We start from the raw sequence: 22956 nt of genomic DNA on the forward strand, positions 1-22956 counted from the left end.
GCATGGACTTTTGCACGGCAGCCGTTGCCCGGTTCTGTCGCGATCTGGGTGTGGCGCCCGCACACCCGCAGGAACCGTTGCTGCGCCTGGAGCTGCCAGATGCCGACGTTCTGCAGCTCGAGCGGCTAGCGGGGCAGTTGACATTGTGGCTGGAATTTTCCGTGCACGGGGCGATGTTCGAGCGCGCCATGCAGTGTGCGCTCAGGCAGGTGTACGAACACCAGGCCTGCGGTTGCCTGCTGCGCTGTGGGCTGCTTGCCGACGATCGTCTGGTGCTGCTGGCAGGCCTCGACGAACAGGGGGTGACCGAGCAGGCCTTGCATCGGGCGTATCGCTTGCTGACTCGGGTACGCACCGAGGTGTTGGCGGCATGAGCGTCATCGAGCCGGCCGGGCAGGTGCATGATTTCTGGCTGCCGTGGGCGCCAGCCGACGCGGCGCTTGCCCCGCCGGGGTGCGAGGCTTTGCCTGGGCCGGGGCAGGCGCACTTGCGTGAGCTGTACCCGCAGCATCAGGCGGCACGCCTGCGGCTGGCCTACGCCAGGCCCGAGCATGAATTGCGCAGCCTGTACGACCCGCAAAGCTTCACCCGTGCGCTGGGCTCGTTGGTGGAGCAGCTGCTTGCGTCGCAGACTCCCGGGGACCCAGAGGCGGCGGCACTGGTGCAAGCGCTGCTGGCCGACCGGCGCACGCTGGAGTGCTGCGTTAACTTCCTGCTCAAGGTGTGAACACATGAAATTGTCGAACGAACAGCAGGATGTCTTGCAGCTGTTGGCCTGGTTGCATCTGCAATGCGCTAAGCCCGAGCGGGCGCGGGTGTTGCTGGAGGTGCTGTTGCGCGCCGATCCCCTGCATCGCGGCGGGTGTCGGGCCGCCGTGGTGGTGGCGCTGGAGCTGGGCGATTGGGCGGGGGCCGAACGGCAGTGCCTGGCGCTGCGTGAGGCGGGCGAGTCGCGGCCGGCCTTGTGGCTGTGCCTGAGCCAGGCGCAGCAAATGGCCGGCCGACTGGAGCAGGCCCAGGCCTCCTATGCCGAGTACCAGCGTCGCAAGGCACGCCCATGAAGCAGCTGACCCGGATACTCGGCCAGATCGGCGCGCGCAAGGACCTGATGCTGGCCGTGATGTTGCTGGCGGTGGTGTTCATGATGATCCTGCCGCTGCCGCCCCTGCTGCTGGACCTGCTGATCGCCCTGAACATCACCATCGCCGTGGTGCTGCTGATGATGTCGGTGTACGTGGTCTCGCCGCTGCATTTCTCGGTGTTCCCCTCGGTGCTGCTGGTCACCACGCTGTTTCGCCTGGCGCTGTCGATCAGTACCACGCGGATGATCCTGCTGGAGGCCGATGCCGGGCAGATCGTGCAGACCTTCGGCGACTTCGTGGTGGGCGGCAACCTGGTGGTGGGCTGCATCCTGTTCCTGATCATCACCATCGTGCAGTTCCTGGTCATCACCAAGGGCGCCGAGCGGGTGGCGGAAGTCAGCGCGCGGTTTTCCCTCGACGCCATGCCGGGCAAGCAGATGAGCATCGACGGCGACCTGCGCGCCGGGGTGATCGACGTCAACGAGGCCCGTGAGCGCCGTGGCGAGGTGGAGAAGGCCAGCCAGATGTTCGGTGCCATGGATGGCGCGATGAAGTTCGTCAAGGGTGATGCCATCGCCGGGTTGGTGATCATCATCGTCAACCTGCTGGCAGGGCTGGCCATTGGTGTGATGCAGAAGGGCATGAGCGCGGGTGATGCGCTGCAGCTTTACGCGGTACTCACCGTCGGCGATGGCATGGTCAGCCAGGTGCCGGCGTTGTTGATCGCCATCACCGCAGGAATCATCGTCACCCGCGACGGTCAAGGCGCCCATGACCTGGGGGCGAATATCGGCAGCCAAGTCATGGCGCAGCCCAAGGCGCTGCTGATCGGTGGTGCCTTGCTGGGGTTGTTCGGGCTGATCCCGGGCTTCCCGACAGTCACGTTCTTCATTCTCGCGTTGCTGGTCGGCGGCGGAGGCTGGTGGGCGATCCGCCAGCGGCGCGTCGAAGAGGCAGGCCAGCAGCACAGCGGCGGTCTGCCGGCGTTGCTGGCCAATGGTGCCGGCGCGCCCGCGCTGAAGCCGGCTGGCAAGGCGAAGGCGGGCGGCGATTCGCAGGCCTTTGCCCTGACGGTGCCCTTGCTCATCGATGTGGACAGCGGGTTGCAAGCCGCCCTGGAGGGAGCCTCGTTGAACGATGAACTGGCGCGGGTCCGCCAGGCGCTCTACCTGGACCATGGCGTGCCGTTCCCTGGTATCCGCCTGCGTTTCAACAGCGCGCTCGGCCCCGGGGAGTACCGCATCCTGTTGCAGGAAGTGCCGGTGGCGCGAGGCAAGCTGATGCCTGGGTGTCTTCTGGTTCAGGAGAAGACCAGTCAGCTGGAGCTTGTCGGCGTGCCCTACGTAGAGGGCGAAGCGCTCTTGCCTGGGCGTACGAGCCTTTGGGCGGAGCAGACCCAGCGTGACCGCCTGGAGCGTGCCGGCTGTGCCTTCCTGGCGGTCGACCAGGTGCTCGCCTGGCACCTGTCCCATGTCTTGTGCGAATACGCCGGGGATTTCGTCGGCATCCAGGAGACCCGCTACCTGCTGGAGCAGATGGAGCAGGGCTATGCCGAGCTGGTCAAGGAGGTACAGCGGATCCTGCCGTTGCAGCGAATCACCGAGGTCTTTCAGCGGCTGGTGAGCGAGGGCATCTCGATCCGCAACATGCGCTCGATCCTCGAGGCCCTGGTCGAATGGGGGCAGAAGGAAAAGGACGTGGTGCAGCTGGCCGAATATGTGCGCAGCAGCCTCAAACGCTACATCTGCTACAAGTACGCCAGTGGCCACAACCTGCTGCCTGCTTACCTCTTGGACCCGGCGGTCGAGGAGATGATCCGCAACGGCATCCGCCAGACCAGCGCCGGCAGCTACCTGGCCCTGGAACCTGCGCAGAGCGATGCCTTTCTTGCCCAGGTCAAGGCTGCGCTGGGCAACCTGCATGAAGCCCAGGCAAGGCCGGTGCTGGTAGTGTCCATGGACATTCGGCGCTATGTGCGCAAGCTGGTCGAAGGCGTTTATTCCGACCTGCCGGTGCTGTCCTTCCAGGAGCTCACCACGCAGATCAACATCCAGCCACTGGGACGCATTGGCTGACGCGATTCTGGCGTCAGAAACCGTACCCCTGAACTACAAAATCGCGGCCGGGCCTGACGGAACGGCCGTCACCTTCTCCATAGACTTCATCTGTCGGTACCTCAGCCTGGTCATGGCCAGCCTCGCCTCGAGACGGGGTACCCAGCCAACCGGAAACAGATGATGAGCAGCTCTATCGACGTGTTGAATCGCCCAGCTCCTTTGCCTCCTGTTGATCGCGTGGAGCCCCCGCAGATCGGGGTAGACATTCACAGGGTGGAGCGGTTTCTCGACCAGAAAGCGATCACGGCCGCGGATGGTCGAGGCCTGCCTTTGAGCCGCGAGCACAGGTGGCAGGTCATCGAGACCTTGCTGGGCCCTGAGGGGCAGGCGCGATTGGCGCAGAGCCGGCCCTACTTCGACAGCCTGCTACCGCATCCGCTGTCCGACCAGCCTGTCGATGCACTGATCCAGTTGCTGGAAGCCTATGCGGCGTGGTTGCCGGGCGCACCCTTGCAGTTGGTGAACCTGGGCGAACGGCTACGCATGGACGAGTTGGTGATGGCGGCGATGGGTTTGCGCATGCGCAAGCAGAAAACCGAGCGTACCGAACTCAGCGAGCAGCTGAAGAGCCTCACCGCGGAGCTGAAGATCTTCAGCGTGATCCAGTCCAAGGTCAACGTGGTCATGGCAGACAAGGGCACATTCGATCTTCAGGACCTGGGCTTCGACCTCTTCGACCGGAAGTTGTACGAACTGGATGAGGCTGCCTGGAAAACCAGCCCTGAACGCCGATTGCTTGCTTCGTACGGCGATACGACCGTGACTGTTCGGCAGTTCCTGGAAGGCACGCCCTCTGACGTTTCGTCCAATGACGGTGATCGCCGTTTGCACAAGGTCAGCGGACCGATGACCGACCTGAAAGCCAAGTACGCCTGGGACAAGGACAACAACCCGCTTGCCAACTTCTCCCAGGCCTTGAGCGATCGCACTCGTATCGTCAATGACAAGGTGACCGAGCAGACCACCCTGCTCAATGACGTGGGGGCGCGGTACACCACCTCCACCGAGGTGATGATGAAGTTCGTCGAGACGTGGTTCTCGATGCTGTCGAAGATTATGCAGAACTGAGGTGATTGATGACTGCAGCACTACAGACAGGCGCCGATGCCATCAAGGTCGAGGCGATTGAAAGCTTCTTCGCCGAGGGCGGCACGTTCGCCATGTTGCGCGGGGTTGGCGCGGCACAGCTTGAAACGCTCTATGCCCAGGCATTCGGCTTCTACCAGGCGGGGCGGTTGGAGGATGCCTTGACGATGTTCAAGGGGCTGGCGGCGCTCGACCACTACGACGCCCGGGCATTTCTCGGGGCGGCAGCCAGCTACCAGGGGTTGGAGCGTTATCAGGAGGCGTTGCCAGCCTACGCCTACGGCGCAATGCTCGCGCCGCAGGACCCGCGCTTTTGCTTGCATGCCGCTGAATGCCAACAGCACCTGGGCGACTTGGTATCGGCCCGCAGCGGCTACGAACACGCGCAGGCTTTGGCTGAGAACGGTGAACAAGGCGGATTGGCGAAAAGGGCACAGGCGCTGCTTGAAGCGTTGCCACAGAAGGAGTCTGCAAGCCATGCGCACTGAACATCTTATCGCTGAACCGCAGGCGATCCCCCCTGCAAGCGAGATGGAAACGCCATTGACGGGAGCCGCCATCCGTTTGCCAGGTGATACCGGGATGGCCTCGATGGTCACGCCATCCCGGCCTGAGCGCAGTGTCGAATTGGACCCTCCGCTGATTCAGGGCTCCTTGGCAACAGGGCGTGACCTTGAGGGCCTGCTCGATGCAAGCATCGATCCTGGGCGACTCATGCAACCGGTACTGGCCACGGTGCCCGATGTCGGGGCATTGATACTCGGGCAGCTCGCCGGAGAGATCTCCGATGCCGAACTGGATATCCGCCTCACTGAACTGCTGAGCCGGTTGGGCACCCGCCAGACCGAACTCAACCTGCAGCAGGTTCGGCAGATGACCGAACAGAACCGCCAGCAGATGGCGCTCAACGCGCAGAAAATGGCAGAGGTGACCCAGCGCCACCAGGACGCCGGCACGGCGAGCGTGTTTGCCAAGGTCTTCGGCTGGGCAGCGGCCATCGTGTCCATCGTGGTCGGCACGGTGATGGTTGCGACGGGTCTGGGCGCCGTGGTGGGCGCCCTGATGATCGCCGGTGGCGTCATGGGGGTAGTGTCCATGTCGTTGAACCAGGCGGCCGAGGACGGGCATATCTCAAAAGAAGTGATGAAGTACCTCGGGCCTGCGCTGATGGTGGTGGAAGTCGCCCTGGCTGTTGCCTCGGTGGTGCTGACCTGTGGCGGCAGCCTTGCAGTGGTCGCGGCCAAACTGGCCGGCAAGGTGAGTGGCAAGGCTGCACAGGTTGCCCTTTCGCTGGGCCAGAAGATCCAGAGCGTGGCCTCCAGCGGGAGCTCTTCGGTTGCCAGCGCGGGCACCCAGGCCAAGCTGCAGATGACCTTGACCGGTGCCAGCATGGCGACCGCCACGCTGTCGGGCGCGGGTGAGGCGGCCAGTTCGGTCATGCAAGGGCTGGCGCTGCGCAGCGAGGCGCAACTGGCCGAAATGCGCCTGGTGCTGGAGCAGGGCCACGGCTATCTCGAGCAACTGGCCAAGGAACTTGAACAATTACTCGCAAAGAAGCAGCAACGCTTCGAGCAACTGTTGGAAATGCTGAGCGCACGCCACAAAGCCTGCGCGGATATCGCCTGTCGAAACGTCATCGCTTGATCAAGGAGCAATCATGAGCCTGTCTATTACCAACATCGATCATTTGCCCGCCCTGGACTCCCCGTCATCGCTCATCGAGGGACAGAATGCCGTGAAGCCCTTGTGGGCGATGCTGGCCATGCCCAGTCCGGCAGCGCAAGCGATGACCGGCGAGCGGGCAGGGCAGGTCGGCCTGGATGCGCCACAGGCGACGCCCTGCAGTCAGGATCTTCAGAGCCTGCTGGCCATTCTCCGCGCTGCCATGCAGGTGCGCGACGGTAACGCGCAAGGGCGCAGAACCCAGGCTGAGGTCAGCGTGCAGGCCAGCAGGGAGCAGATCGGCTGGATGAGAACCGCCAGTAACGCGCTGTTCGCCTCGGCAGCCGTCAGTGGAGCGTTGGGCATGTTCACATTGGCCAGTGGCACCACTGGCATGCTCCGGAGCCTGGGGGACGCGCGCACGATCAAGGGCCTGGAACAAGCCAGTCATGCCGCCACGTATGGTCAGCCTGGCGATCTGACTGTGGCGGCGCAGAAGCAGATCGACTTGAATCGTATCGAGATCACGCACCTGCAGACCGGCATCAATACCCGTAACAGTACCCTGCAAACGCTCAATGGTGTGGCGCAAAGCGGGGCTGCGTTCGGTACTGGCATCGCCCATGCCATCAAGTCGCTGCAGGACGTGTGGGCCAAGGAACAGGAGCTTGAAGCAACAGTTGCCGGCAACCAAAAGGAACTGTTCCAGCGCTACACCGATGACCTGGCAAAAGTGATCGACCAGGTGCGTCAGCTCATCCAGGAGATCCTGCGTAACGACAACCAGGGGTTCAGGGCTGCAGGTGTCATGGCTTGAGCGCGATGAGAAGCATGCATATCGACTGAGGACGCGGTCCTTTTTACCAGTATTTTGATAGAGGTTTGCAGAGTGATTGAATCGGCTTCCACAGTTTCCACAGGTTGGGTATTTGCTGCCGACCTGAATCCACTCAACGAGTGCAGTGACTGCACACAGGTCAAGACCACGGAGTCCGCGCAGCGCCTCGCCCGTCACGAGGAGCCGCAGAAACATGGCATCCTGATGCGCTTGTTCATCGCGATCGGCGAGTTCTTCGGCTTTCGTTTTGGTGCCGCAACCGGAGGTACGCAGGCTGCGGCTTCGCCGTCGGACGCGCTACTCACGTTGAACGAGCAGATGGCCAAGGGGCTGCCAGATGTCATGCGGTCGCAGGCCAACGGAATACTGGCAAAGCGGGAACCTATGTCTACCGAGCAGTTCATGGCCAGCTATGCGGAACAGCTCACGGGTAGCAACATCATGCGTAACGCCAACTGCCTGTTGTCGAATGTCGTCAAGTTGGGCGAGCTTGTACCTGCGCTCAAGGTCGATACGACGATAAACGAGGTTGATATTGTCGGTGGTTTTTCTTTGAAGACAGCCCAGTATCCAGAGCATATCGCACTGATGCAGAACGACACGGCGGCTGCCACCAAGTTGCTCGATGCAGTGATCTTCCTGGCAACGAAATTTGCCGAGTTTCCGGATCCCGGGCAGGTGGGGCCTGACGCGGTAGTGGCGTATGTAAAGGATATCGACGCTGAGTTCGTCGCGTTGTTTGCCCTGAAGTCCGACGCCGTGATGGCACATGACGTGTCCGACGCAAGCTTCGAAGTGCCTTCGGTGATTACTGATACGTTGGGCGGAACAGGCGCCGAGGAGGCCGTGCTACCTGAAGCGAATTTCGATACGACGGCCATTGACCAGCCTGATCCGGTCACGTTGTTGAAGGCAGTGAAGGTCGAATTTACCAAGATCGACGATGAGGTCGCTTTGCCGACACGCAATGACTTCTATGCGACGATGAACTCGTTGCAGAGACCGGAGAGCCCACTCGCGCAGGCGTTCCAGCAACTGGAGCAGCTTGCCGATCATGGCAGCACCGTCGAGAAGTCAATCGCCTCGATGGTGCTCGACCACACGGCAGTAGGACAGACCCGCAGCTACGGTGACCTCTTCGGGGAACGCAAGGAGGAAGCCAATCTGTTGCAGGCTCACTCCGCACTCTCGTTCGTGGACACGTTGCAGAAGAAATTGGATCTGGCAGGACGTCTGCTTGGCATGCAGGCCGCCCACGCGGCTTGAGCGTGATGCTGGTCGGGGTTTCGAGCCCCGGCCAGTTCTTCGAATTCTTCAGTTCACCCGGTGTGAAACCATCTCAGGGTGATCATCGCCACCACGATGTAGCGCCCACCCTTGGCCAAGGTGACCAGCAGCACGAAGCGCCAGAAGGGTTCGCGCATGATCCCGGCGATCAGGGTCAGCGGGTCACCGACTACCGGCATCCAGCTCAGCAGCAACGACCATTGCCCCCAGCGCTGGTAGCGCTGCTGGGCGCGCTCCAGCTGGCGGGCGCTGAACGGGAACCAGCGCTTGTCGCGCAGGTGCTCGATGGCCCGGCCCAGCAGCCAGTTGACGATGGACCCCAGCACATTGCCGAGCGTGGCGATCAGCAGCAGGGTGGCCCAGGCTTGCGGGTCGCGCAGCAGCAGCCCGACCAGCACCGCCTCCGATTGCAGTGGCAGCAGGGTCGCGGCGCCGAAGGCGCTGAGGAACAGCGCCCAGAGGCTGAGCATCAGTAGTTGGCGACCACGGTGTCCCGGTCGTCCTGGGTCACGCCGATGACCTGATAGGCGTCCTTGTGGTCACCCATTTCCATGCCCGGCGAGCCCATGGGCATGCCGGGCACGGCCAGGCCCTTGAGGTCGGCGCGGTTGGCCAGCAGGCGTACCTGCTCGGCTGGCACATGGCCTTCGACGAACTTGCCGTTGATTACCCCGGTGTGGCACGAGGCCAGGCGTGGCGCCACGCCCAGGCGCTGCTTGACCGCGCTCATGTTCGGCTCGACGTGATCGTTGACGGTGAAGCCGTTGTCGCTCAGGTGCTTGATCCATTCCTTGCAGCAACCGCAGTTGGGGTCGCGGTAGACGTCGATGGTCTCGGCGGCCTGGGCCAGGCCGGTGATGGCCAGCAGGCCGAGAGTGAGCAGGTGTTTGCGCAGCATGGTGGAGCTCCTGTGAAACTAAACATATCTGGTTGATCAGCGCCGACTCTGTAGGAGCGGCTTTAGCCGCGATCACCCGCAAAGCGGGTGCCACACACCGCGGTGCCTCCATCGCGGCTAAAGCCGCTCCTACAGGTACTCTGGCAGCTCATAAAGGACCGGCGTCAAACTTTAGAAACGCAGGCGGACCCCGGCCACCAACCGGGTCTGGCCGCTGTCCTCGTCATTCTCTCGGGCCTGCTCGGCGCGGTTGCCGTGCAGGCGGTTGAAGCTGACCCCGACATAGGGCGCGAACGCCCGGGTGATCTCGTAGCGCAGGCGCAGGCCAACCTCGCTTTCTGCAAGCCCCGCGCCTTGTTCGCGCCCGGCGTCGTTACGCCCGAAGAAGTTGGCTTCGACGGTCGGCTCGAGGATCCATCGATTGGTCAGCAGCATAGCGTAACCGGCCTCCAGGCGCAGCGCGGTCTGCTGCCGCTCGCCGGCGTAGGCGGTGGCTTCCAGCTCCAGGCCGTAGAGCGGCGTGCCCTGGATGCCGAAGGCGGCCCAGGCCTGGCCGCTGGCGGGCTGGAAGTCCTGGCGCACACCGCCGACCAGCTCCCACCAGGGGCTGATGGCATGGCCCCAGAGGGCCTGCAGCTCGGCCTTGTGGGTCTTGCCCTGTTCGCGTTCACCCTCGGTGCGCAGCCACAGGCGGTCGATATCGCCGCCGACCCAGGCGGTCGCGTTCCAGTTCAGGGCGCTACTGTTTTCGAAGTTCTGGTACTCCAGCTGGTCGACGATCACTGCCCAGTTGGTTGCCCGGTCATGCACCTGATGCCCCGGCAGCGGCGGGAAGGCGGCGCGGCGATCGGCGTCGGTGACTACCGGCAGGGGGGGGCGTGGTTGGTCGGGGGGCGTCGCCGCGTGGTTCATCAGGCTGTGGTCCATGGGCATGCTGCCATGGTTCATCTGGCCGTGATCCATTGGCATGGCGCCATGGTTCATGTGGTCCATGCCCGCGGCCAGGGCCCGTTCACTGGCCAGCAAGGCCAGCAGCGCGACACTGGTGACGATGCTGCGGTTGCGGTTCTCATTCATCGACCCGTACCTCGCGGAACATGCCGGTCTCCATGTGGTAGAGCAGGTGGCAGTGGTAGGCCCAGCGGCCCAGGGCGTCGGCGGTCACACGGTAGCTGCGCCGGCTGCCGGGAGGGATGTCGAGGGTGTGCTTGCGTACCAGAAAGCGCCCTTGTTCATCTTCCAGGTCGCTCCACATGCCATGCAGGTGGATGGGGTGGGTCATCATGGTGTCGTTGACCAGGGTGATGCGCACCCGCTCGCCATACTTCAGACGCAGCGGCTCGGCATCGCTGAACTTGATGCCGTCGAACGACCAGGCGAAGCGTTCCATGTGCCCGGTCAGGTGCAGCTCGATGTCCCGCGATGGCTCGCGCCCGTCCGGGTCGGGGTAGGGGCTGCGCAGGTCGGCGTAGGTCAGCACCCGGCGGCCATTGTCGCGCAGGCCGATACCGGGATCGGCGAGGTTGGCGCGGGGGGCCATGGTCTGCATGTCCACCAGCGGGTTGTCGGTTTCGCTGGCTGGATGGCGTTGCATCATGGCCATGGCCGAGTGGTCCATGCCCGCCATGCCGCCGTGGTCCATCGCCGGCATGTTCGAATGGTCCATCTCGCCCATGCCGCCATGCCCCATGTCGTCCATGCTCAGCACCGGGCGTGGATCCGGCTCGGGTACTGGCGCTTGCAATCCAGCGGTGCGGGCCAGGGTGCCACGGGCGAAGCCGGTGCGGTCCATGCTCTGGGCGAACAGGGTGTAGGCGGGCAGGTCGCCCACGGTGACCAGCACGTCATAGGTTTCGGCCACGGCGATGCGTAGTTCGTCCACGGTCACCGGGGTTACCGGCAGGCCGTCGGCGGCGATCACCGTGAGTTTCAGGCCGGGAATGCGGAAGTCGAAATAGGTCATCGCCGAGGCGTTGATCAGGCGCAGGCGCACGGTCTCGCCGGGCTGGAACAGGCAGGTGAAGTTGCCGTCCGGTGGCTGGCCATTGAGCAGGTAGGTGTAGCCGGCGGCGCTGATGTCGGCGAGGTCGGTGGGGCTCATGCGCATCTTCGCCCAGGCCCAGCGGTTGTCGAGGGTGTTGCGCCAGCCGCTTTCGGCGACATCGTCGATGAAGTCACCCACCGTGCGCTTGTGGTAGTTGAAGGCGTCGGACTGCTTCTTCAGCGTGGCCATCAGCGATTCCGGCGCCTGGTCCGACCAGTCACTGAATAGCAGCACATGGTCGCGCTGGTAGTTATGCGGTTCAGGTTCACGGGGTTCGATGACGATGGCGCCGTACACACCGGCCTGCTCCTGCAAGCCGGAGTGGCTGTGGTACCAGTAGGTGCCGCTCTGGCGCAGGGTGAACTGGTAGAGGTAGTCGCCCCCCGGTTCGATGCCGGCGAAGCTAAGGCCCGGCACGCCGTCCATGTTGGCCGGCAGGATGATGCCGTGCCAGTGGATCGAGGTGGGCTGGTCCAGGCGGTTGCGCACGCGCAGGGTCACCGTGTCGCCCTCGCGCCAGCGCAGCTGCGGGCCGGGCAGGCTGGCGTTGATGGTCTGCGCGGTGCGCGGGCGGCCGGTGATGTTGACCGGGGTCTGGCCGATGAACAGCTCGAACTGCTGGCCACTCAGGTCGTGCAGCGGCAAGCGCCCCTCTGCTGCCTGGGCCAGCGGGCGCCACAGACCAAGGCCGGCCAGGGCGGTGGCGGCGCCCAGGCCCTTGACGAAGGTGCGGCGGGTTGGAGTCGGTGGCATGGCGTGCTCTCGCTACGAAATTGCCACCATCCTTGCCGCCAGCGCCTGTCAGCCACCTGAGGCGCGGATTACAGATTTGTCAGGCAGCGGCCTCGGCGCCTTCCAGGTCGCGCATCAGCAGGCCGAACTCCAGGGACACCTGCTCGGGGATAGGCAGGTAGACCACATGGCCATCGCCCGGCGCCACCTCGATGGCCTGCTGCTGACGGTCGCACAGGCGGTGCAGGTCGAAGTGGTAGTTGCCGCGCGGAGTCATCAGTTCCAGATGGTCGCCCACGGCGAAACGGTTCTTCACCTTCACTTCGGCCAGGCCGTCCACGCGCACCCCGGTCAGCTCGCCGACGAATTGCTGGCGCTCGGACACCGAGTTGCCGCGGTGGTAGTTCTGGTACTCGTCGTGCACGTGGCGGCGCAGGAAACCTTCGGTGTAGCCGCGCTGGGCGAGTGATTCGAGGTTGACCATCAAACCGCGGTCGAATGGCCGCCCGGCCGCCGCGTCGTCGATGGCCTGGCGGTAGGACTGCACGGCGCGGGCGCAGTAGAAGTGCGATTTGGTACGGCCTTCGATCTTCAGCGAATGCACGCCCATATGTGCCAGGCGCTCGACGTGCTGGATGGCGCGCAGGTCCTTGGCGTTCATGATGTAGGTGCCGTGCTCGTCCTCGAATGCCGGCATTTCTTCGCCCGGGCGGTTGGACTCCTGCAACAGGAACACCTGGTCGGTGGGCGTGCCGATGCCCAGCGTGGGTTCGAATTCGCGGACGATGTCGCCGGTGGCGTTCTCGGTGGCCGGAGTCGCCTCATATTTCCAGCGGCAGGCATTGGTGCAGGTGCCCTGGTTGGCATCGCGCTTGTTCAGGTAGCCCGACAGCAGGCAGCGACCTGAGTAAGCCATGCACAGTGCGCCATGCACGAACACCTCCAGCTCCATCTCCGGCACTTGCTGGCGGATCTCCTCGATCTCTTCCAGCGATAGCTCCCGCGACAGGATCACCCGGGTCAGGCCCATGCCCTGCCAGAACTTCACGCTGGCCCAGTTGACCGTGTTGGCCTGTACCGAGAGGTGGATGGGCATCTGTGGGAAGTGCTGGCGAACCAGCATGATCAGCCCAGGGTCGGACATGATCAGCGCATCCGGGCCCATCTCGATCACCGGCGCCAGGTCCTTGAGGAAGGTCTTGAGCTTGGCGTTGTGCGGGGCGATGTTGACCACTACGTAGAAGCGCTTGCCCTGGGCCTGGGCTTCCTGGATGCCGAGGGCCAGGTTGGCGTGATCGAACTCGTTGTTGCGCACCCGCAGGCTGTAGCGCGGCTGGCCGGCATAGACCGCGTCGGCGCCATAGGCGAAGGCGTAGCGCATGGTCTTGAGGGTGCCGGCGGGGGCGAGCAGTTCGGGCGTGGCGAGAGAGGTCATGGTGCGCACCGGGCAAAAGGCGCGGATGCTAAGGCGGCGGCGCCGTGCAGGTATTGATCTGGATCAACGGCACTTTTACCGATGCGCAGTGCACTAAATGGTTGAGCCCTCGAGGAACGCCGATGAACGAAACCGTACTGCAGAACAAAGCCCTGACCGTGTTGTTGGCCCTGGTGACCATCGCCTTCATCTGGATCATGTTGCCGTATTCCGGCGCGATCTTCTGGGCGGTGATCCTCGGCATCCTCTTCGCACCGCTGCAACGCCACCTGTTGCTGCGCTGTGGCGGGCGCCGCAACCTGGCCACGGCGGCGGCCCTGGCCACCTGCCTGCTGGTGGCGGTGCTGCCGGTGATCATCATCAGCGCCCTGCTGGTGCAGGAGGGGGCAGCGTTGTACCAGCGCATCGAGAGTGGCCAGCTGGATATCGCCGGCTATATCGAACGGGGCAAGGACATGTTGCCGGCCTATGCCCAGCATTTCCTCGACCGCATGGGCATGGGCAACCTCGATGGCCTGCGCGACAAGATCACCAAGTGGGCGACCCAAGGCAGCCAGTTCCTCGCCGGCCAGGCGTTCAGCTTCGGTCAGGGCACCTTCGAGTTCCTGGTGAGCTTCGGCATCATGCTGTACCTGCTGTTCTTCTTCCTGCGCGAGGGGGCGGAGCTGGCGCGCAAGGTGCGCCAGGCGGTGCCACTGCCCGAGCAGCAGAAACGCCGCCTGCAGCTGAAGTTCAAGCGAGTGGTGCGGGCCACGGTCAAGGGCAACCTGCTGGTGGCGATCACCCAGGGCGCGCTGGGTGGCTTGATCTTCTGGATACTGGATATCCCCAGTGCGCTGGTGTGGGCGGTGCTGATGGCGTTCCTGTCGTTGCTGCCGGCGGTGGGCGCGGGGATCGTCTGGGCGCCGGTAGCGGTGTACTTCCTGCTGGTCGGGGCGCTGTGGAAGGGGATCGTGCTGACGGCGTTCGGGGTGCTGGTGATCGGCCTGGTGGACAACCTGTTGCGGCCGATCCTGGTGGGCAAGGACACGCGCATGCCAGATTACCTGGTATTGGTTTCGACCCTGGGCGGGTTGGCGGTGTTCGGGCTCAACGGGTTTGTGATCGGGCCGTTGATCGCGGCGCTGTTCATTTCCAGCTGGGCGATCTTTGCCTCGACCAAGCCGCAGGTGCAGTTGCCGTCTTGAATGGGGCGCAAGGCGCCCCCCGGGGTCACCGGAAACTGTACGAAACCCCGGTATAAACCCCGAACCCTTCCCCCGGCGTCGAGCGGGCGATGTCCTGCCCGGCATCGTTGTACCCCGGCGTCACGGTCGCCGCATAACGTTTGTTGGTCAGGTTGCGCAGGTCCAGCCAGGTCTGCCAGTCGCGCTTGGGCGAATCCCAGCCCAGGCGTGCGCCGAGCAGTGCGTAGGCGTCGGCATGGTAGCTGTTGGCGTAGTCCACCTGCACCTTGGACGCCATCTGCGTGTTGACTCCGGCGTAGAAACCACTCGGCCAGTCGTAGCGCAGTTCTGCCTGGTAGTAGTGCATGGGGATGCCGGGCAGGCGGTTGTCGCCGAACTTGTCGTCGTCGCGGTAGTGAAAGTCGCTGAAGGTGTAGGCCTGGCGCAGGCTCAGCTTGCCGGTGCCGGGTTGTTCCCAGAGGAGGCTGTCCAGGCCGGCTTCGATGCCTTGGTGCACGGTGGGGCTGGCGTTGAACTCTTTGAACGGCAAGCCTTGCACGACTTCCACGTTCAGCAGTTCATGACGTACCTGGGCGTAGTACCAGGCCAGGTCCCAGCGCCCCAGCGCGGAATCACCGCGGGCGCCCAGTTCCAGGGTGGTGGCGGTCTGGTTCTGCATCTTCATCGGCTGGTTGTTTACCGGTGCACTCCAGACCAGCGACCACGGGTGCGGCGGCTCCACCGAGCGGCTGAGGTTGCCGTAGACCTGCAGGTCCGGGCGGATGTCGTAGCGCAGGCCCAGGCGTGGCGCATAATCCCAGTCATGTTGGCTGACTTTGCCGCCACTGCTTGGATAGGTGACGTCGCTTTCACGGCGGGTGTAGATCATCGCCAGGCCCGTGGTCAGCCACAGGTTCGGAATCAGCTCCAGATCGTTGCCTGCATGCAACACAGTGTCCGAGCCCTGGTAGCTGAAGTCGCGGGTGCGGGCCCCGAAATTGTCGCCGCCGGGGCGGGCGAACTGCGAGGCGCCGCTGTTGGGCAGGTGCTTGGTGGTGCGCCAGCCCAGGGTGGTCTTGCTCTCATGGCCGAACAGGGTGTCACGCCGCAGGTAGTTCAGCGTGCCGCTGACATCGGTGTAGGCGACCTTCAGGCGCATCGGGCCTTCGCGCAGGTCCATGGGATAGTCGTGATAGACCAGCCCCGCCTCCAGGCGCGAGTCGTCATCCAGGAAGAAGGTGGTCTTGTTGCCGACCCAGGTGCTGCCCGGTTGCGGGCGGCTGTCATCGCGGGCCAGGTAGGCCGGGTTTGCCGCGCGTGGATCGTGCTTGATCTGGTCCTTGGTCAGGCGCCCGGCCAGGTCGTTCTCGGTCTCGCGGTAGCGCAGGTAGAAGCGCGTCTCCAGGTTCGGATTGAAGCGGTAGCCGACGTTGGCGGCGATGCCCTTGGCGCTGCCGCTGCTGTGCCGCTGGAAGCCGTCGTACTCGGCGTCGGTAAGCGCTACGTAATAGTCGAGGTTGCCCAGCACCTGCCCGGAGCTGATGTGCCGGCGCTGGTAGCCACGGCTGCCGACTTCGTAGCGCACCTGCAAGGGCGCGGCATCGTAGCCGGTGTGGGTCACGTAGTTGATCGCGCCGCCCAGCGCCAGCGAGCCTTGGTCGAAGCCGTTGGCACCGCGCAGCACTTCGGCGCGGCTCAGCCACAGCGGTTCGAACAGCTCATAGGGCGTGCCGCCGGGACCTGTCAGCGGCAGGCCGTCGAACATCGTGTAGACGCCCGAGCCGTGGGCACCCGGCGCGCGGTTGATGCCCGAACCACGGATCGACAGCTTGATGCCGTCGTTGCCCGCCGACTGGGCGAACACCCCCGGCTGGTAGGCCAGCACATCCTGATTGGTCGCCACCCGGCCCTGGCCAACCTTGTCCATGTCCACCAGGTTGCTGGCGCCGGGGATTTCACGCAGGTGATCGGCGGCGGCTTCCAGTTCGGACTGTTGATGGTCCTGGATCAGCACCTGGTCGAGTTCGACGCGGTTGGCGGCCTGGGCGGTGCCGGCGACGAACAGGGCCAGCAGGGAGTAGGGCAGGGTGGGGCGCATGGGGACGGGGTTCCAGATCGGGTGCGGGAGTCTGACGCTGCAAAGGGCAGACGAAGCACAGTGGTCGATCTGTAATAGCCATGGGGCTGCGTAGCAGCCCTTTCGCCGGCAAGCCGGCTCCCACAGGGATCGCTGTTGTTCTGTGGGAGCCGGCTTGCCGGCGAAAGGGCCGCAAAGCAACCCCAAAAAAGAACACCCCGCCGAGGCGGGGTGTCTTGTGTTGCTGGCAGCCGATCAGCCGATCAGTTGCAATCCAGCCTGCTGCACCATCTCCAGCAACGGCTGCGGGTACACGCCCAGCACGAAGGCAAGGATCGCGATGGCCAGCAGCATCACGCCGCCGGTGCGCTGTTCCCACTTCAGCGGGGCGTCGTGGCGACGCAGGTTCGGCTCGACCAGGTACAGGGTGACCATGACACGCAGGTAGTAGTACACGCCGATGGCGCTGCCGATCACCAGGGCGCCGACCAGCCACCACAGGTGCGACTCGACGCCGGTGGCGATGATGTAGAACTTGCCGATGAAGCCTGCGGTCAGCGGGATACCGGCCAGCGACAGCATCATCACGGTCAGTACCGCGGTCAGGTACGGACGGCGCCAGAACAGGCCGCGGTACTCGTACAGGGCGTCGGCGTCACGGCCGGCGTATGGCGAGGACATCAGGGTGATCACGCCGAAGGCGCCGAGGCTGGTGATCACGTAGGTGACCAGGTACACGCCCATGGCTTCCAGGGCCAGGCCCTTGCTGGCGACCAGGGCAATGACCAGGTAGCCGAAGTGGGCGATGGACGAGTAACCCAGCAGGCGCTTGAGGTTGCTCTGGGTCAGCGCCAGCAGGTTGCCGATGATGATCGACGCCACGGCGATGACTGCCAGCACGGTGCTCAGCACGCCGCTGCTGGCGGCAGGGGAGAGCATGAACAACCGCACGACCACGGCGAATACCGCGACCTTGCTGGCGGTGGCCAGGAACGCGGCCACCGGTGCCGGGGCGCCTTCGTACACGTCCGGGGTCCACAGGTGGAACGGTACCAGCGACAGCTTGAAGGCCAGGCCCACCAGCATCATGCCCAGGCCCAGCTGCGCCAGCAGGCTCGGCATGCTGGTGGCGGCCAGAGCCTTGCCCAGCTGGTCGAAGGTCAGGGCGCCGGCGTCGGCATACAGCAGCGCCATGCCGAACAGCAGGAAGGCGGAACCGGCGGCCGACAGCACCATGTACTTGATGCCGGCTTCCAGCGAGCGCTTGTTGAAGAACGCATACGCCACCAGGCCGTAGACCGGCACCGACAGCAGCTCCAGGCCGATGAACAGGCCGGCCAGGTGGTTGGCGCTGACCAGCACCAGGCCACCCAGTGCCGACATCAGCAGCAGCAGGTACAGCTCTTCACGGTTGCCCGGGAAGCCTTTGGAGCCTTCGCCGAGGTAGGCGTGGGCGAGGGTGACGCAGGCCAGGGTGGCCACCAGGATGATCGCCATGTACAGGCAGGCGAACTTGTCGATGGTCACCAGCGTAGTGACCGCCAGCGGTGCAACCTTGAGTGCCGGCAGGATCGACAGCAGGGCCAGGTTCAGGCCCACGGTGGACAGCAGGAAAGTCTGCGAGTGATTGCGCTTCCAGGCGATCGCCAGCATCACCACCACCGTGGTGATGGTGGTGATCAGCATCGGCGCCAATGCGATGAAGTGTTGAGTGGTGAATTCCATAGCGCTCTTACCGGGCCGAAGCGAGTTGAGTGAAAGCGGAACCGAGCCACTGCTGCACACCGCTCATGGTGGCGGCAGAGGTGTCGAGGAACGGCTGCGGATACACGCCCAGCAGGATCAAGAGGCCAGCCAGGCCCAGCACCATGATCAGCTCGCGACTGTCCATGCCGGCCAGCACGGTGTCGGCCTTGGCCGGGCCGAAGTAGGCGCGGTGGATCATGATCAGCGAGTACACCGAGCCGAACACCAGGCCGGTAGTGGCGATCACGGTGATCCATGGGACGTGGGCGAAGCTGCCGATCAGGATCAGGAACTCGCCGACGAAGTTGCCGGTGCCTGGCAGGCCCAGCGAGGCGGCGGCGAAGAACAGGCTGATGGCCGGCAGATACGCGATGCGGTGCCACAGGCCACCCATCTGGCGCATGTCACGGGTGTGCAGGCGCTCGTACAGCTGGCCGGACAGGATGAACAGCGCGGCGGCCGACAGGCCGTGGGCCAGCATCTGGATCACCGCGCCTTGCAGGGCTTGCTGGCTGCCGGAGTAGATGCCGATCAGCACGAAGCCCATGTGCGAGACGCTGGAGAAGGCGATCAGGCGCTTGATGTCGGTTTGCGCGAAGGCCAGGAAGGCACCGTAGAAGATACCGATCAGGCCCAGGGTCATGGCGATCGGCGCGAACTCGGCCGAGGCGTTCGGGAACAGCGGCAGGGCGAAGCGCAGCAGGCCGTAGGCCGCGGTCTTCAGCAGGATACCGGCCAGGTCCACGGAACCGGCGGTCGGCGCCTGGGCGTGGGCGTCAGGCAGCCAGGAGTGGAACGGCACCACCGGCAGCTTCACCGCGAAGGCGATGAAGAAGCCCAGCATCAGGATGTACTCGATGCCAGCCGGCAGCTCGGCCTTGAGCAGGTCGCTGTAGTTGAAGGTGATCACGCCGGTGCTGTTGTAGTTGACCAGCACCAGGCCGAGGATCGCCACCAGCATGATCAGTCCGCTGGCCTGGGTGAAGATGAAGAACTTGGTCGCCGCGTAGATCCGCGTCTTCTTGCCATCGGCCGAGCTGTGACCCCAGAGCGCGATGAGGAAGTACATCGGCACCAGCATCATTTCCCAGAAGAAGAAGAACAGGAACAGGTCGAGCGCCAGGAACACACCGACCACGCCGCCGAGGATCCACATCAGGTTGAGGTGGAAGAAGCCGACGTGGCGCTGGATCTCTTTCCACGAGCACAGCACCGACAGCACGCCGAGCAGGCCGGTAAGCAGGATCATCAGCAGCGACAGGCCGTCGAGGGCCAGGTGGATGCTGATGCCGAAGCGCTTGATCCACTCGACCTTGTATTCGAGGGCCCAGGCCGGTTCGGCGCCTGGCGCCGGGGCCAGGGTGTAGTTGCCGTTCGCCCACAGCCACAGGCCGATGCCGAGCAGCAGGGACATGGTCAGCAGCGCGATCCAGCGCGGCAGGGTGGAGCCGAAGCGCTCACCCAGCCAGCACAGGAAGCCGCCGATGAAGGGGATCAGGATCAGCCAAGGCAAAATCATGACGGGTTGGTTTCCTTTGGCAAAGTCGCAAGATTCATGGTCATACCGCGGCCACTACCACGGCACCGAGTACCAGTACGGCACCGACGGCGATCGAAGCGGTGTACCAGCGCAGCTGGCCGGTCTCGGTCTTGCTCATGGCGACGTGACCGCCGCGAGCCAGGCGAGGAATGAGGCCGATGCTGCGGTCAACCGGATCCTTGCGCAGGATGTGGCTGATCAGCAGGTAAGGTTTGACGAAGAGCTTGTCGTAGATCCAGTCGAAGCCCCAGGCGGCGAACCACCAGGCCGACAGGACGCGACCGATACCACTGTTGGCGATCGCGGTGACCAGGCGACGCTTGCCCAGGAACAGCAGGGCCGACAGCAGGATACCGGCGATGGCGATGGCGCCCGAGGCGATTTCCAGCGAGTGCTTGGCTTCGCCACCGGCGTGGCCGGCGCTTTCAGGCAACACGCCTGCCAGTGGCGGGTGGATCCAGGCGCCGACGAAGGTCGACAGCACGATCAGCACGCCCAGCGGCAGCCAGTGGCTGATGCCGTGGCCGGCGTGGGCTTCGGTCTTGGCTTCGCCGTGGAAGGCGATGAAGATCAGGCGGAAGGTGTACAGCGAGGTCATGAACGCGCCGACCAGGCCGGCGTACAGCAGGCCGCTGTTGCCGCTGGCGAAGGCTTCCCAGAGGATCTCGTCCTTGGAGTAGAAGCCCACGGTCAGGATCGGCAGGGCGGCCAGGGCGGCGCCACCGACCACGAAGCTGGCATAGGCCAGCGGCAGCTTCTTCCACAGGCCGCCCATCTTGAAGATGTTCTGCTCATGGTGGCAGGCAACGATCACCGCACCCGAGGCAAGGAACAGCAGGGCCTTGAAGAAGGCGTGGGTCATCAGGTGGAAGATCGCCGCGTCCCAGGCGCCGACGCCCAGGGCCAGGAACATGTAGCCGATCTGGCTCATGGTCGAGTAGGCGAGGATACGCTTGATGTCGGTCTGCACCAGGGCGGCGAAGCCGGCCAGGACCAGGGTCACGCCGCCCACGACGCCGACCAGGTGCAGCACGTCCGGCGCCAGCAGGAACAGGCCGTTGGTACGGGCGATCAGGTACACGCCCGCGGTCACCATGGTGGCGGCGTGGATCAGTGCCGAAACCGGGGTCGGGCCTGCCATCGCGTCGGCCAGCCAGGTCTGCAGCGGCAGCTGGGCCGATTTACCGACCGCGCCACCCAGCAGCATCAGGGTGGCCAGGACCATCCAGGTGTCACCGGCCTGGAACTTCTGCGGTGCCAGCACCAGCAGCTCCTGCACGTTCAGGGTACCCAGCTGGACGAACAGGATGAACAGGCCGATGGCCATGAACACGTCGCCGATACGGGTGACGATGAACGCCTTGAGTGCCGCGTTACCGTTGTTGCGGTTGCTGTAGTAGAAACCGATCAACAGGTACGAGCACAGGCCCACGCCTTCCCAGCCGAAGTAGATGAACAGCAGGTTGTCGCCCAGCACCAGGAACAGCATGCTGGCGATGAACAGGTTGGTGTACGAGAAGAAGCGCGAATAGCCGGCTTCGCCACGCATGTACCAGGAAGCGAACAGGTGGATCAGGAAGCCCACGCCGGTGACCACGCCCAGCATGGTGACCGACAGGCCATCCACGTACAGGGTGAAGTTCGGCGCGAAGCCGTCCACCGACATCCACTGCCACAGCAGCTGGCTGTACGCGCCGCCCTCAGGCGGGGCGACGTTGAACTGCCAGATCACGTAGGCAGCGGTGGCCGCCGACAGACCGACCGAGCCGACGCCGATCAGCGCGGACAGGTTCTCCGAGAACCGGCCACGCGAGAACGACAGCAGCAGGAAGCCGATCAGGGGGAATACGAACGTCAGGAAGATAAGGTTCATCCGCGCATCTCACTGGCAGCATCGATGTCGAGAGTGTGGAAGCGGCGATACAGCTGCAGCAGGATCGCCAGGCCAATGCTGGCCTCGGCGGCTGCCAGGCTGATCACCAGAATGAACATCACCTGGCCGTCGGGCTGGACCCAACGGGCACCGGCGACGATGAACGCCAGGGCAGCGGCGTTCATCATGACTTCCAGGCTCATGAGCACGAAGAGAATGTTGCGGCGGACCATCAGGCCAACCAGACCTAAGCAGAACAGGATGCCGGCGACCGCCAGACCATGCTCGAGAGGGATAGCACCCATGATTTACTCCTTCGCCTCGTTGCGGCCCAGGTGGAAGGCGGTGACGGCTGCCGCGAGCAGCAGCATCGAGGCCAGTTCGACCACCAGCAGGTAAGGGCCGAACAGGCTGATGCCGACCTCTTTGGCGCTGACGGTGGTACCGCTGATGGCAGCACCCGACGGGGTGACGAACAGCACGTAGAGCAGCTCCAGCAGCAGCAGGGCGGCGAGGATCACCGGCCCCGCCCAGATGCCCGGCTTGAGCCAGCCACGCTCCTGGGCGACCGAGGCCGGCCCGAGGTTGAGCATCATCACCACGAAGACGAACAGCACCATGATGGCGCCGGCGTAGGCGATCACTTCCAGGGCACCGGCGAAGGGCGCACCGAGGGAGAAGAAGATCATCGCCACGGAGATCAGCGAAATGATCAGGTAGAGCAGGGCGTGCACCGGGTTGGTGCCGGTCACCACGCGCAGCGTGGAGACAACGGCGACACCGGATGCGAAGTAGAAAGCGAATTCCATCTTTCTGTCCTTATGGGAGCAAGCTCTTCACGTTGATCGGCTCGGCTTCGTTCTGTGCAGAGCCCTTCGGCTTGCCAGCGATCGCCATACCCGCAACACGGTAGAAGTTGTAGTCAGGGTTCTTGCCGGGGCCGGAGATCAGCAGATCTTCTTTCTCGTACACCAGGTCCTGACGCTTGAACTCGGCCATTTCGAAATCCGGAGTCAGCTGGATCGCGGTGGTCGGGCACGCCTCTTCGCACAGGCCACAGAAGATGCAGCGCGAGAAGTTGATGCGGAAGAACTCGGGGTACCAACGGCCGTCCTCGGTCTCGGCCTTCTGCAGCGAGATGCAGCCGACCGGGCAGGCCACCGCGCAGAGGTTGCACGCCACGCAGCGCTCCTCGCCGTCGGGGTCGCGGGTGAGGACGATGCGGCCACGGTAGCGCGGCGGCAGGTACACGGGTTCTTCGGGGTACTGCAGGGTGTCGCGCTTGCGGAACCCGTGGGAGAACACCATTGCCAGGCTGCGCAGCTGGGTGCCGGTGCCCTTAACGATGTCGCCGATATACTTGAACATGGGTC

22 protein-coding genes are annotated in these 22956 nt (G+C 64.3%); 10 read left to right on the top strand and 12 right to left on the bottom strand.

Features of this window, described 5'->3' with window-relative positions; genetic code table 11:
- The first annotated feature begins 2 nt into the window (after positions 1-2).
- The 9 genes from CCOS191_RS28135 (at position 3) to CCOS191_RS09880 (ending at position 8051) form a co-directional block, all read left to right on the top strand.
- A complete protein-coding gene (locus CCOS191_RS28135) occupies positions 3-374 on the top strand; it encodes a hypothetical protein (protein ID WP_046855021.1) in 372 nt (123 codons plus the stop codon).
- Entirely contained in the window at positions 371-727 is a 357-nt protein-coding gene (locus tag CCOS191_RS28140) for a hypothetical protein (RefSeq protein ID WP_046855022.1), read from the top strand. Before CCOS191_RS28135 ends, CCOS191_RS28140 begins: the two co-directional genes overlap by 4 nt.
- Positions 728-731: 4 nt before the next feature.
- Entirely contained in the window at positions 732-1061 is a 330-nt protein-coding gene (locus tag CCOS191_RS09845; RefSeq protein WP_046855023.1) for a tetratricopeptide repeat protein, read from the top strand.
- Entirely contained in the window at positions 1058-3157 is a 2100-nt protein-coding gene (sctV, locus tag CCOS191_RS09850; RefSeq protein WP_046855024.1) for a type III secretion system export apparatus subunit SctV, read from the top strand. Before CCOS191_RS09845 ends, sctV begins: the two co-directional genes overlap by 4 nt.
- 159 nt (positions 3158-3316) lie before the next feature.
- Complete coding sequence (locus CCOS191_RS09860; RefSeq protein ID WP_082120390.1) at positions 3317-4267, top strand: virulence-associated V antigen; 951 nt, start codon at positions 3317-3319, stop codon at positions 4265-4267.
- A gap of 8 nt (positions 4268-4275) precedes the next feature.
- Entirely contained in the window at positions 4276-4773 is a 498-nt protein-coding gene (locus tag CCOS191_RS09865; RefSeq protein WP_046855027.1) for a SycD/LcrH family type III secretion system chaperone, read from the top strand.
- Complete coding sequence (sctE, locus tag CCOS191_RS09870) at positions 4730-5929, top strand: type III secretion system translocon subunit SctE (RefSeq protein ID WP_156177530.1); 1200 nt, start codon at positions 4730-4732, stop codon at positions 5927-5929. The genes CCOS191_RS09865 and sctE overlap by 44 nt, the downstream gene beginning before the upstream one ends.
- 13 nt (positions 5930-5942) lie before the next feature.
- Positions 5943-6764: a hypothetical protein gene (locus tag CCOS191_RS09875; protein WP_046855028.1), complete on the top strand. Its 822-nt coding sequence runs from the start codon at positions 5943-5945 to the stop codon at positions 6762-6764.
- A gap of 72 nt (positions 6765-6836) precedes the next feature.
- Complete coding sequence (locus tag CCOS191_RS09880; protein ID WP_046855029.1) at positions 6837-8051, top strand: hypothetical protein; 1215 nt, start codon at positions 6837-6839, stop codon at positions 8049-8051.
- Between the two features lie 53 nt (positions 8052-8104).
- On the opposite strand, the gene CCOS191_RS09885 is transcribed toward CCOS191_RS09880, so the two are convergent.
- From CCOS191_RS09885 to trhP, 5 genes are all read right to left on the bottom strand, one after another.
- Positions 8105-8542 carry a YqaA family protein gene (locus CCOS191_RS09885; RefSeq protein WP_046855030.1) on the bottom strand — a complete coding sequence of 146 codons (438 nt, stop codon included), beginning with the start codon at positions 8540-8542 and terminating at the stop codon, positions 8105-8107.
- Positions 8542-8970, bottom strand: a complete 429-nt coding sequence (locus tag CCOS191_RS09890) for a DUF411 domain-containing protein (protein WP_046855031.1) — start codon at positions 8968-8970, stop codon at positions 8542-8544. Before CCOS191_RS09890 ends, CCOS191_RS09885 begins: the two co-directional genes overlap by 1 nt.
- A gap of 171 nt (positions 8971-9141) precedes the next feature.
- Positions 9142-10047 (bottom strand): copper resistance protein B, encoded by a 906-nt coding sequence (locus CCOS191_RS09895; RefSeq protein ID WP_046855032.1) that lies wholly within the window; start codon positions 10045-10047, stop codon positions 9142-9144.
- Positions 10040-11767: a copper resistance system multicopper oxidase gene (locus CCOS191_RS09900; RefSeq protein ID WP_046855033.1), complete on the bottom strand. Its 1728-nt coding sequence runs from the start codon at positions 11765-11767 to the stop codon at positions 10040-10042. Before CCOS191_RS09900 ends, CCOS191_RS09895 begins: the two co-directional genes overlap by 8 nt.
- Positions 11768-11846: 79 nt before the next feature.
- The gene (trhP, locus tag CCOS191_RS09905) at positions 11847-13181 is read right to left on the bottom strand and encodes a prephenate-dependent tRNA uridine(34) hydroxylase TrhP (protein WP_046855034.1); all 1335 of its coding nucleotides are present in this window, start codon (positions 13179-13181) and stop codon (positions 11847-11849) included.
- Positions 13182-13303: 122 nt separating this feature from the next.
- On the opposite strand from trhP, the gene CCOS191_RS09910 reads away from it, so the two are divergent.
- A complete protein-coding gene (locus tag CCOS191_RS09910) occupies positions 13304-14368 on the top strand; it encodes an AI-2E family transporter (protein ID WP_046855035.1) in 1065 nt (354 codons plus the stop codon).
- 25 nt (positions 14369-14393) lie between these two features.
- On the opposite strand, the gene CCOS191_RS09915 is transcribed toward CCOS191_RS09910, so the two are convergent.
- The 7 genes from CCOS191_RS09915 to nuoI form a co-directional block, all read right to left on the bottom strand.
- The gene (locus tag CCOS191_RS09915; protein ID WP_046855036.1) at positions 14394-16445 is read right to left on the bottom strand and encodes a TonB-dependent receptor family protein; all 2052 of its coding nucleotides are present in this window, start codon (positions 16443-16445) and stop codon (positions 14394-14396) included.
- Positions 16446-16679: 234 nt separating this feature from the next.
- On the bottom strand, positions 16680-18149 hold the full coding sequence (gene nuoN, locus CCOS191_RS09920; protein ID WP_046855037.1) for an NADH-quinone oxidoreductase subunit NuoN: 1470 nt from the start codon (positions 18147-18149) through the stop codon (positions 16680-16682).
- A 7-nt stretch (positions 18150-18156) separates the two neighbouring features.
- Entirely contained in the window at positions 18157-19689 is a 1533-nt protein-coding gene (gene nuoM, locus CCOS191_RS09925; RefSeq protein WP_038706425.1) for an NADH-quinone oxidoreductase subunit M, read from the bottom strand.
- Between the two features lie 40 nt (positions 19690-19729).
- On the bottom strand, positions 19730-21583 hold the full coding sequence (gene nuoL, locus CCOS191_RS09930) for an NADH-quinone oxidoreductase subunit L (protein ID WP_023631350.1): 1854 nt from the start codon (positions 21581-21583) through the stop codon (positions 19730-19732).
- The gene (gene nuoK, locus CCOS191_RS09935; protein WP_023631349.1) at positions 21580-21888 is read right to left on the bottom strand and encodes an NADH-quinone oxidoreductase subunit NuoK; all 309 of its coding nucleotides are present in this window, start codon (positions 21886-21888) and stop codon (positions 21580-21582) included. The genes nuoL and nuoK overlap by 4 nt, the downstream gene beginning before the upstream one ends.
- Before the next feature lie 3 nt (positions 21889-21891).
- Positions 21892-22392, bottom strand: a complete 501-nt coding sequence (nuoJ, locus tag CCOS191_RS09940) for an NADH-quinone oxidoreductase subunit J (RefSeq protein WP_023631348.1) — start codon at positions 22390-22392, stop codon at positions 21892-21894.
- Positions 22393-22402: 10 nt separating this feature from the next.
- Entirely contained in the window at positions 22403-22951 is a 549-nt protein-coding gene (gene nuoI, locus CCOS191_RS09945; RefSeq protein ID WP_003251442.1) for an NADH-quinone oxidoreductase subunit NuoI, read from the bottom strand.
- Positions 22952-22956: the final 5 nt, after the last annotated feature.

The sequence above is a fragment of the Pseudomonas sp. CCOS 191 genome, from assembly GCF_001007005.1.
Lineage (GTDB): Bacteria > Pseudomonadota > Gammaproteobacteria > Pseudomonadales > Pseudomonadaceae > Aquipseudomonas > Aquipseudomonas soli.

What these genes read in the sequence shown, in the direction of transcription:
- CCOS191_RS28135 (WP_046855021.1), top strand. Translation starts at nt 3, where the DNA reads ATGGACTTTTGCACGGCAGCCGTTGCCCGGTTCTGTCGCGATCTGGGT.
- CCOS191_RS28140 (WP_046855022.1), top strand. Translation starts at nt 371, where the DNA reads ATGAGCGTCATCGAGCCGGCCGGGCAGGTGCATGATTTCTGGCTGCCG.
- CCOS191_RS09845 (WP_046855023.1), top strand. Translation starts at nt 732, where the DNA reads ATGAAATTGTCGAACGAACAGCAGGATGTCTTGCAGCTGTTGGCCTGG.
- sctV (WP_046855024.1), top strand. Translation starts at nt 1,058, where the DNA reads ATGAAGCAGCTGACCCGGATACTCGGCCAGATCGGCGCGCGCAAGGAC.
- CCOS191_RS09860 (WP_082120390.1), top strand. Translation starts at nt 3,317, where the DNA reads ATGATGAGCAGCTCTATCGACGTGTTGAATCGCCCAGCTCCTTTGCCT.
- CCOS191_RS09865 (WP_046855027.1), top strand. Translation starts at nt 4,276, where the DNA reads ATGACTGCAGCACTACAGACAGGCGCCGATGCCATCAAGGTCGAGGCG.
- CCOS191_RS09875 (WP_046855028.1), top strand. Translation starts at nt 5,943, where the DNA reads ATGAGCCTGTCTATTACCAACATCGATCATTTGCCCGCCCTGGACTCC.
- CCOS191_RS09885 (WP_046855030.1), bottom strand. Translation starts at nt 8,542, where the DNA reads ATGCTCAGCCTCTGGGCGCTGTTCCTCAGCGCCTTCGGCGCCGCGACC.
- CCOS191_RS09890 (WP_046855031.1), bottom strand. Translation starts at nt 8,970, where the DNA reads ATGCTGCGCAAACACCTGCTCACTCTCGGCCTGCTGGCCATCACCGGC.
- CCOS191_RS09895 (WP_046855032.1), bottom strand. Translation starts at nt 10,047, where the DNA reads ATGAATGAGAACCGCAACCGCAGCATCGTCACCAGTGTCGCGCTGCTG.
- CCOS191_RS09900 (WP_046855033.1), bottom strand. Translation starts at nt 11,767, where the DNA reads ATGCCACCGACTCCAACCCGCCGCACCTTCGTCAAGGGCCTGGGCGCC.
- trhP (WP_046855034.1), bottom strand. Translation starts at nt 13,181, where the DNA reads ATGACCTCTCTCGCCACGCCCGAACTGCTCGCCCCCGCCGGCACCCTC.
- CCOS191_RS09910 (WP_046855035.1), top strand. Translation starts at nt 13,304, where the DNA reads ATGAACGAAACCGTACTGCAGAACAAAGCCCTGACCGTGTTGTTGGCC.
- CCOS191_RS09915 (WP_046855036.1), bottom strand. Translation starts at nt 16,445, where the DNA reads ATGCGCCCCACCCTGCCCTACTCCCTGCTGGCCCTGTTCGTCGCCGGC.
- nuoN (WP_046855037.1), bottom strand. Translation starts at nt 18,149, where the DNA reads ATGGAATTCACCACTCAACACTTCATCGCATTGGCGCCGATGCTGATC.
- nuoM (WP_038706425.1), bottom strand. Translation starts at nt 19,689, where the DNA reads ATGATTTTGCCTTGGCTGATCCTGATCCCCTTCATCGGCGGCTTCCTG.
- nuoL (WP_023631350.1), bottom strand. Translation starts at nt 21,583, where the DNA reads ATGAACCTTATCTTCCTGACGTTCGTATTCCCCCTGATCGGCTTCCTG.
- nuoK (WP_023631349.1), bottom strand. Translation starts at nt 21,888, where the DNA reads ATGGGTGCTATCCCTCTCGAGCATGGTCTGGCGGTCGCCGGCATCCTG.
- nuoJ (WP_023631348.1), bottom strand. Translation starts at nt 22,392, where the DNA reads ATGGAATTCGCTTTCTACTTCGCATCCGGTGTCGCCGTTGTCTCCACG.
- nuoI (WP_003251442.1), bottom strand. Translation starts at nt 22,951, where the DNA reads ATGTTCAAGTATATCGGCGACATCGTTAAGGGCACCGGCACCCAGCTG.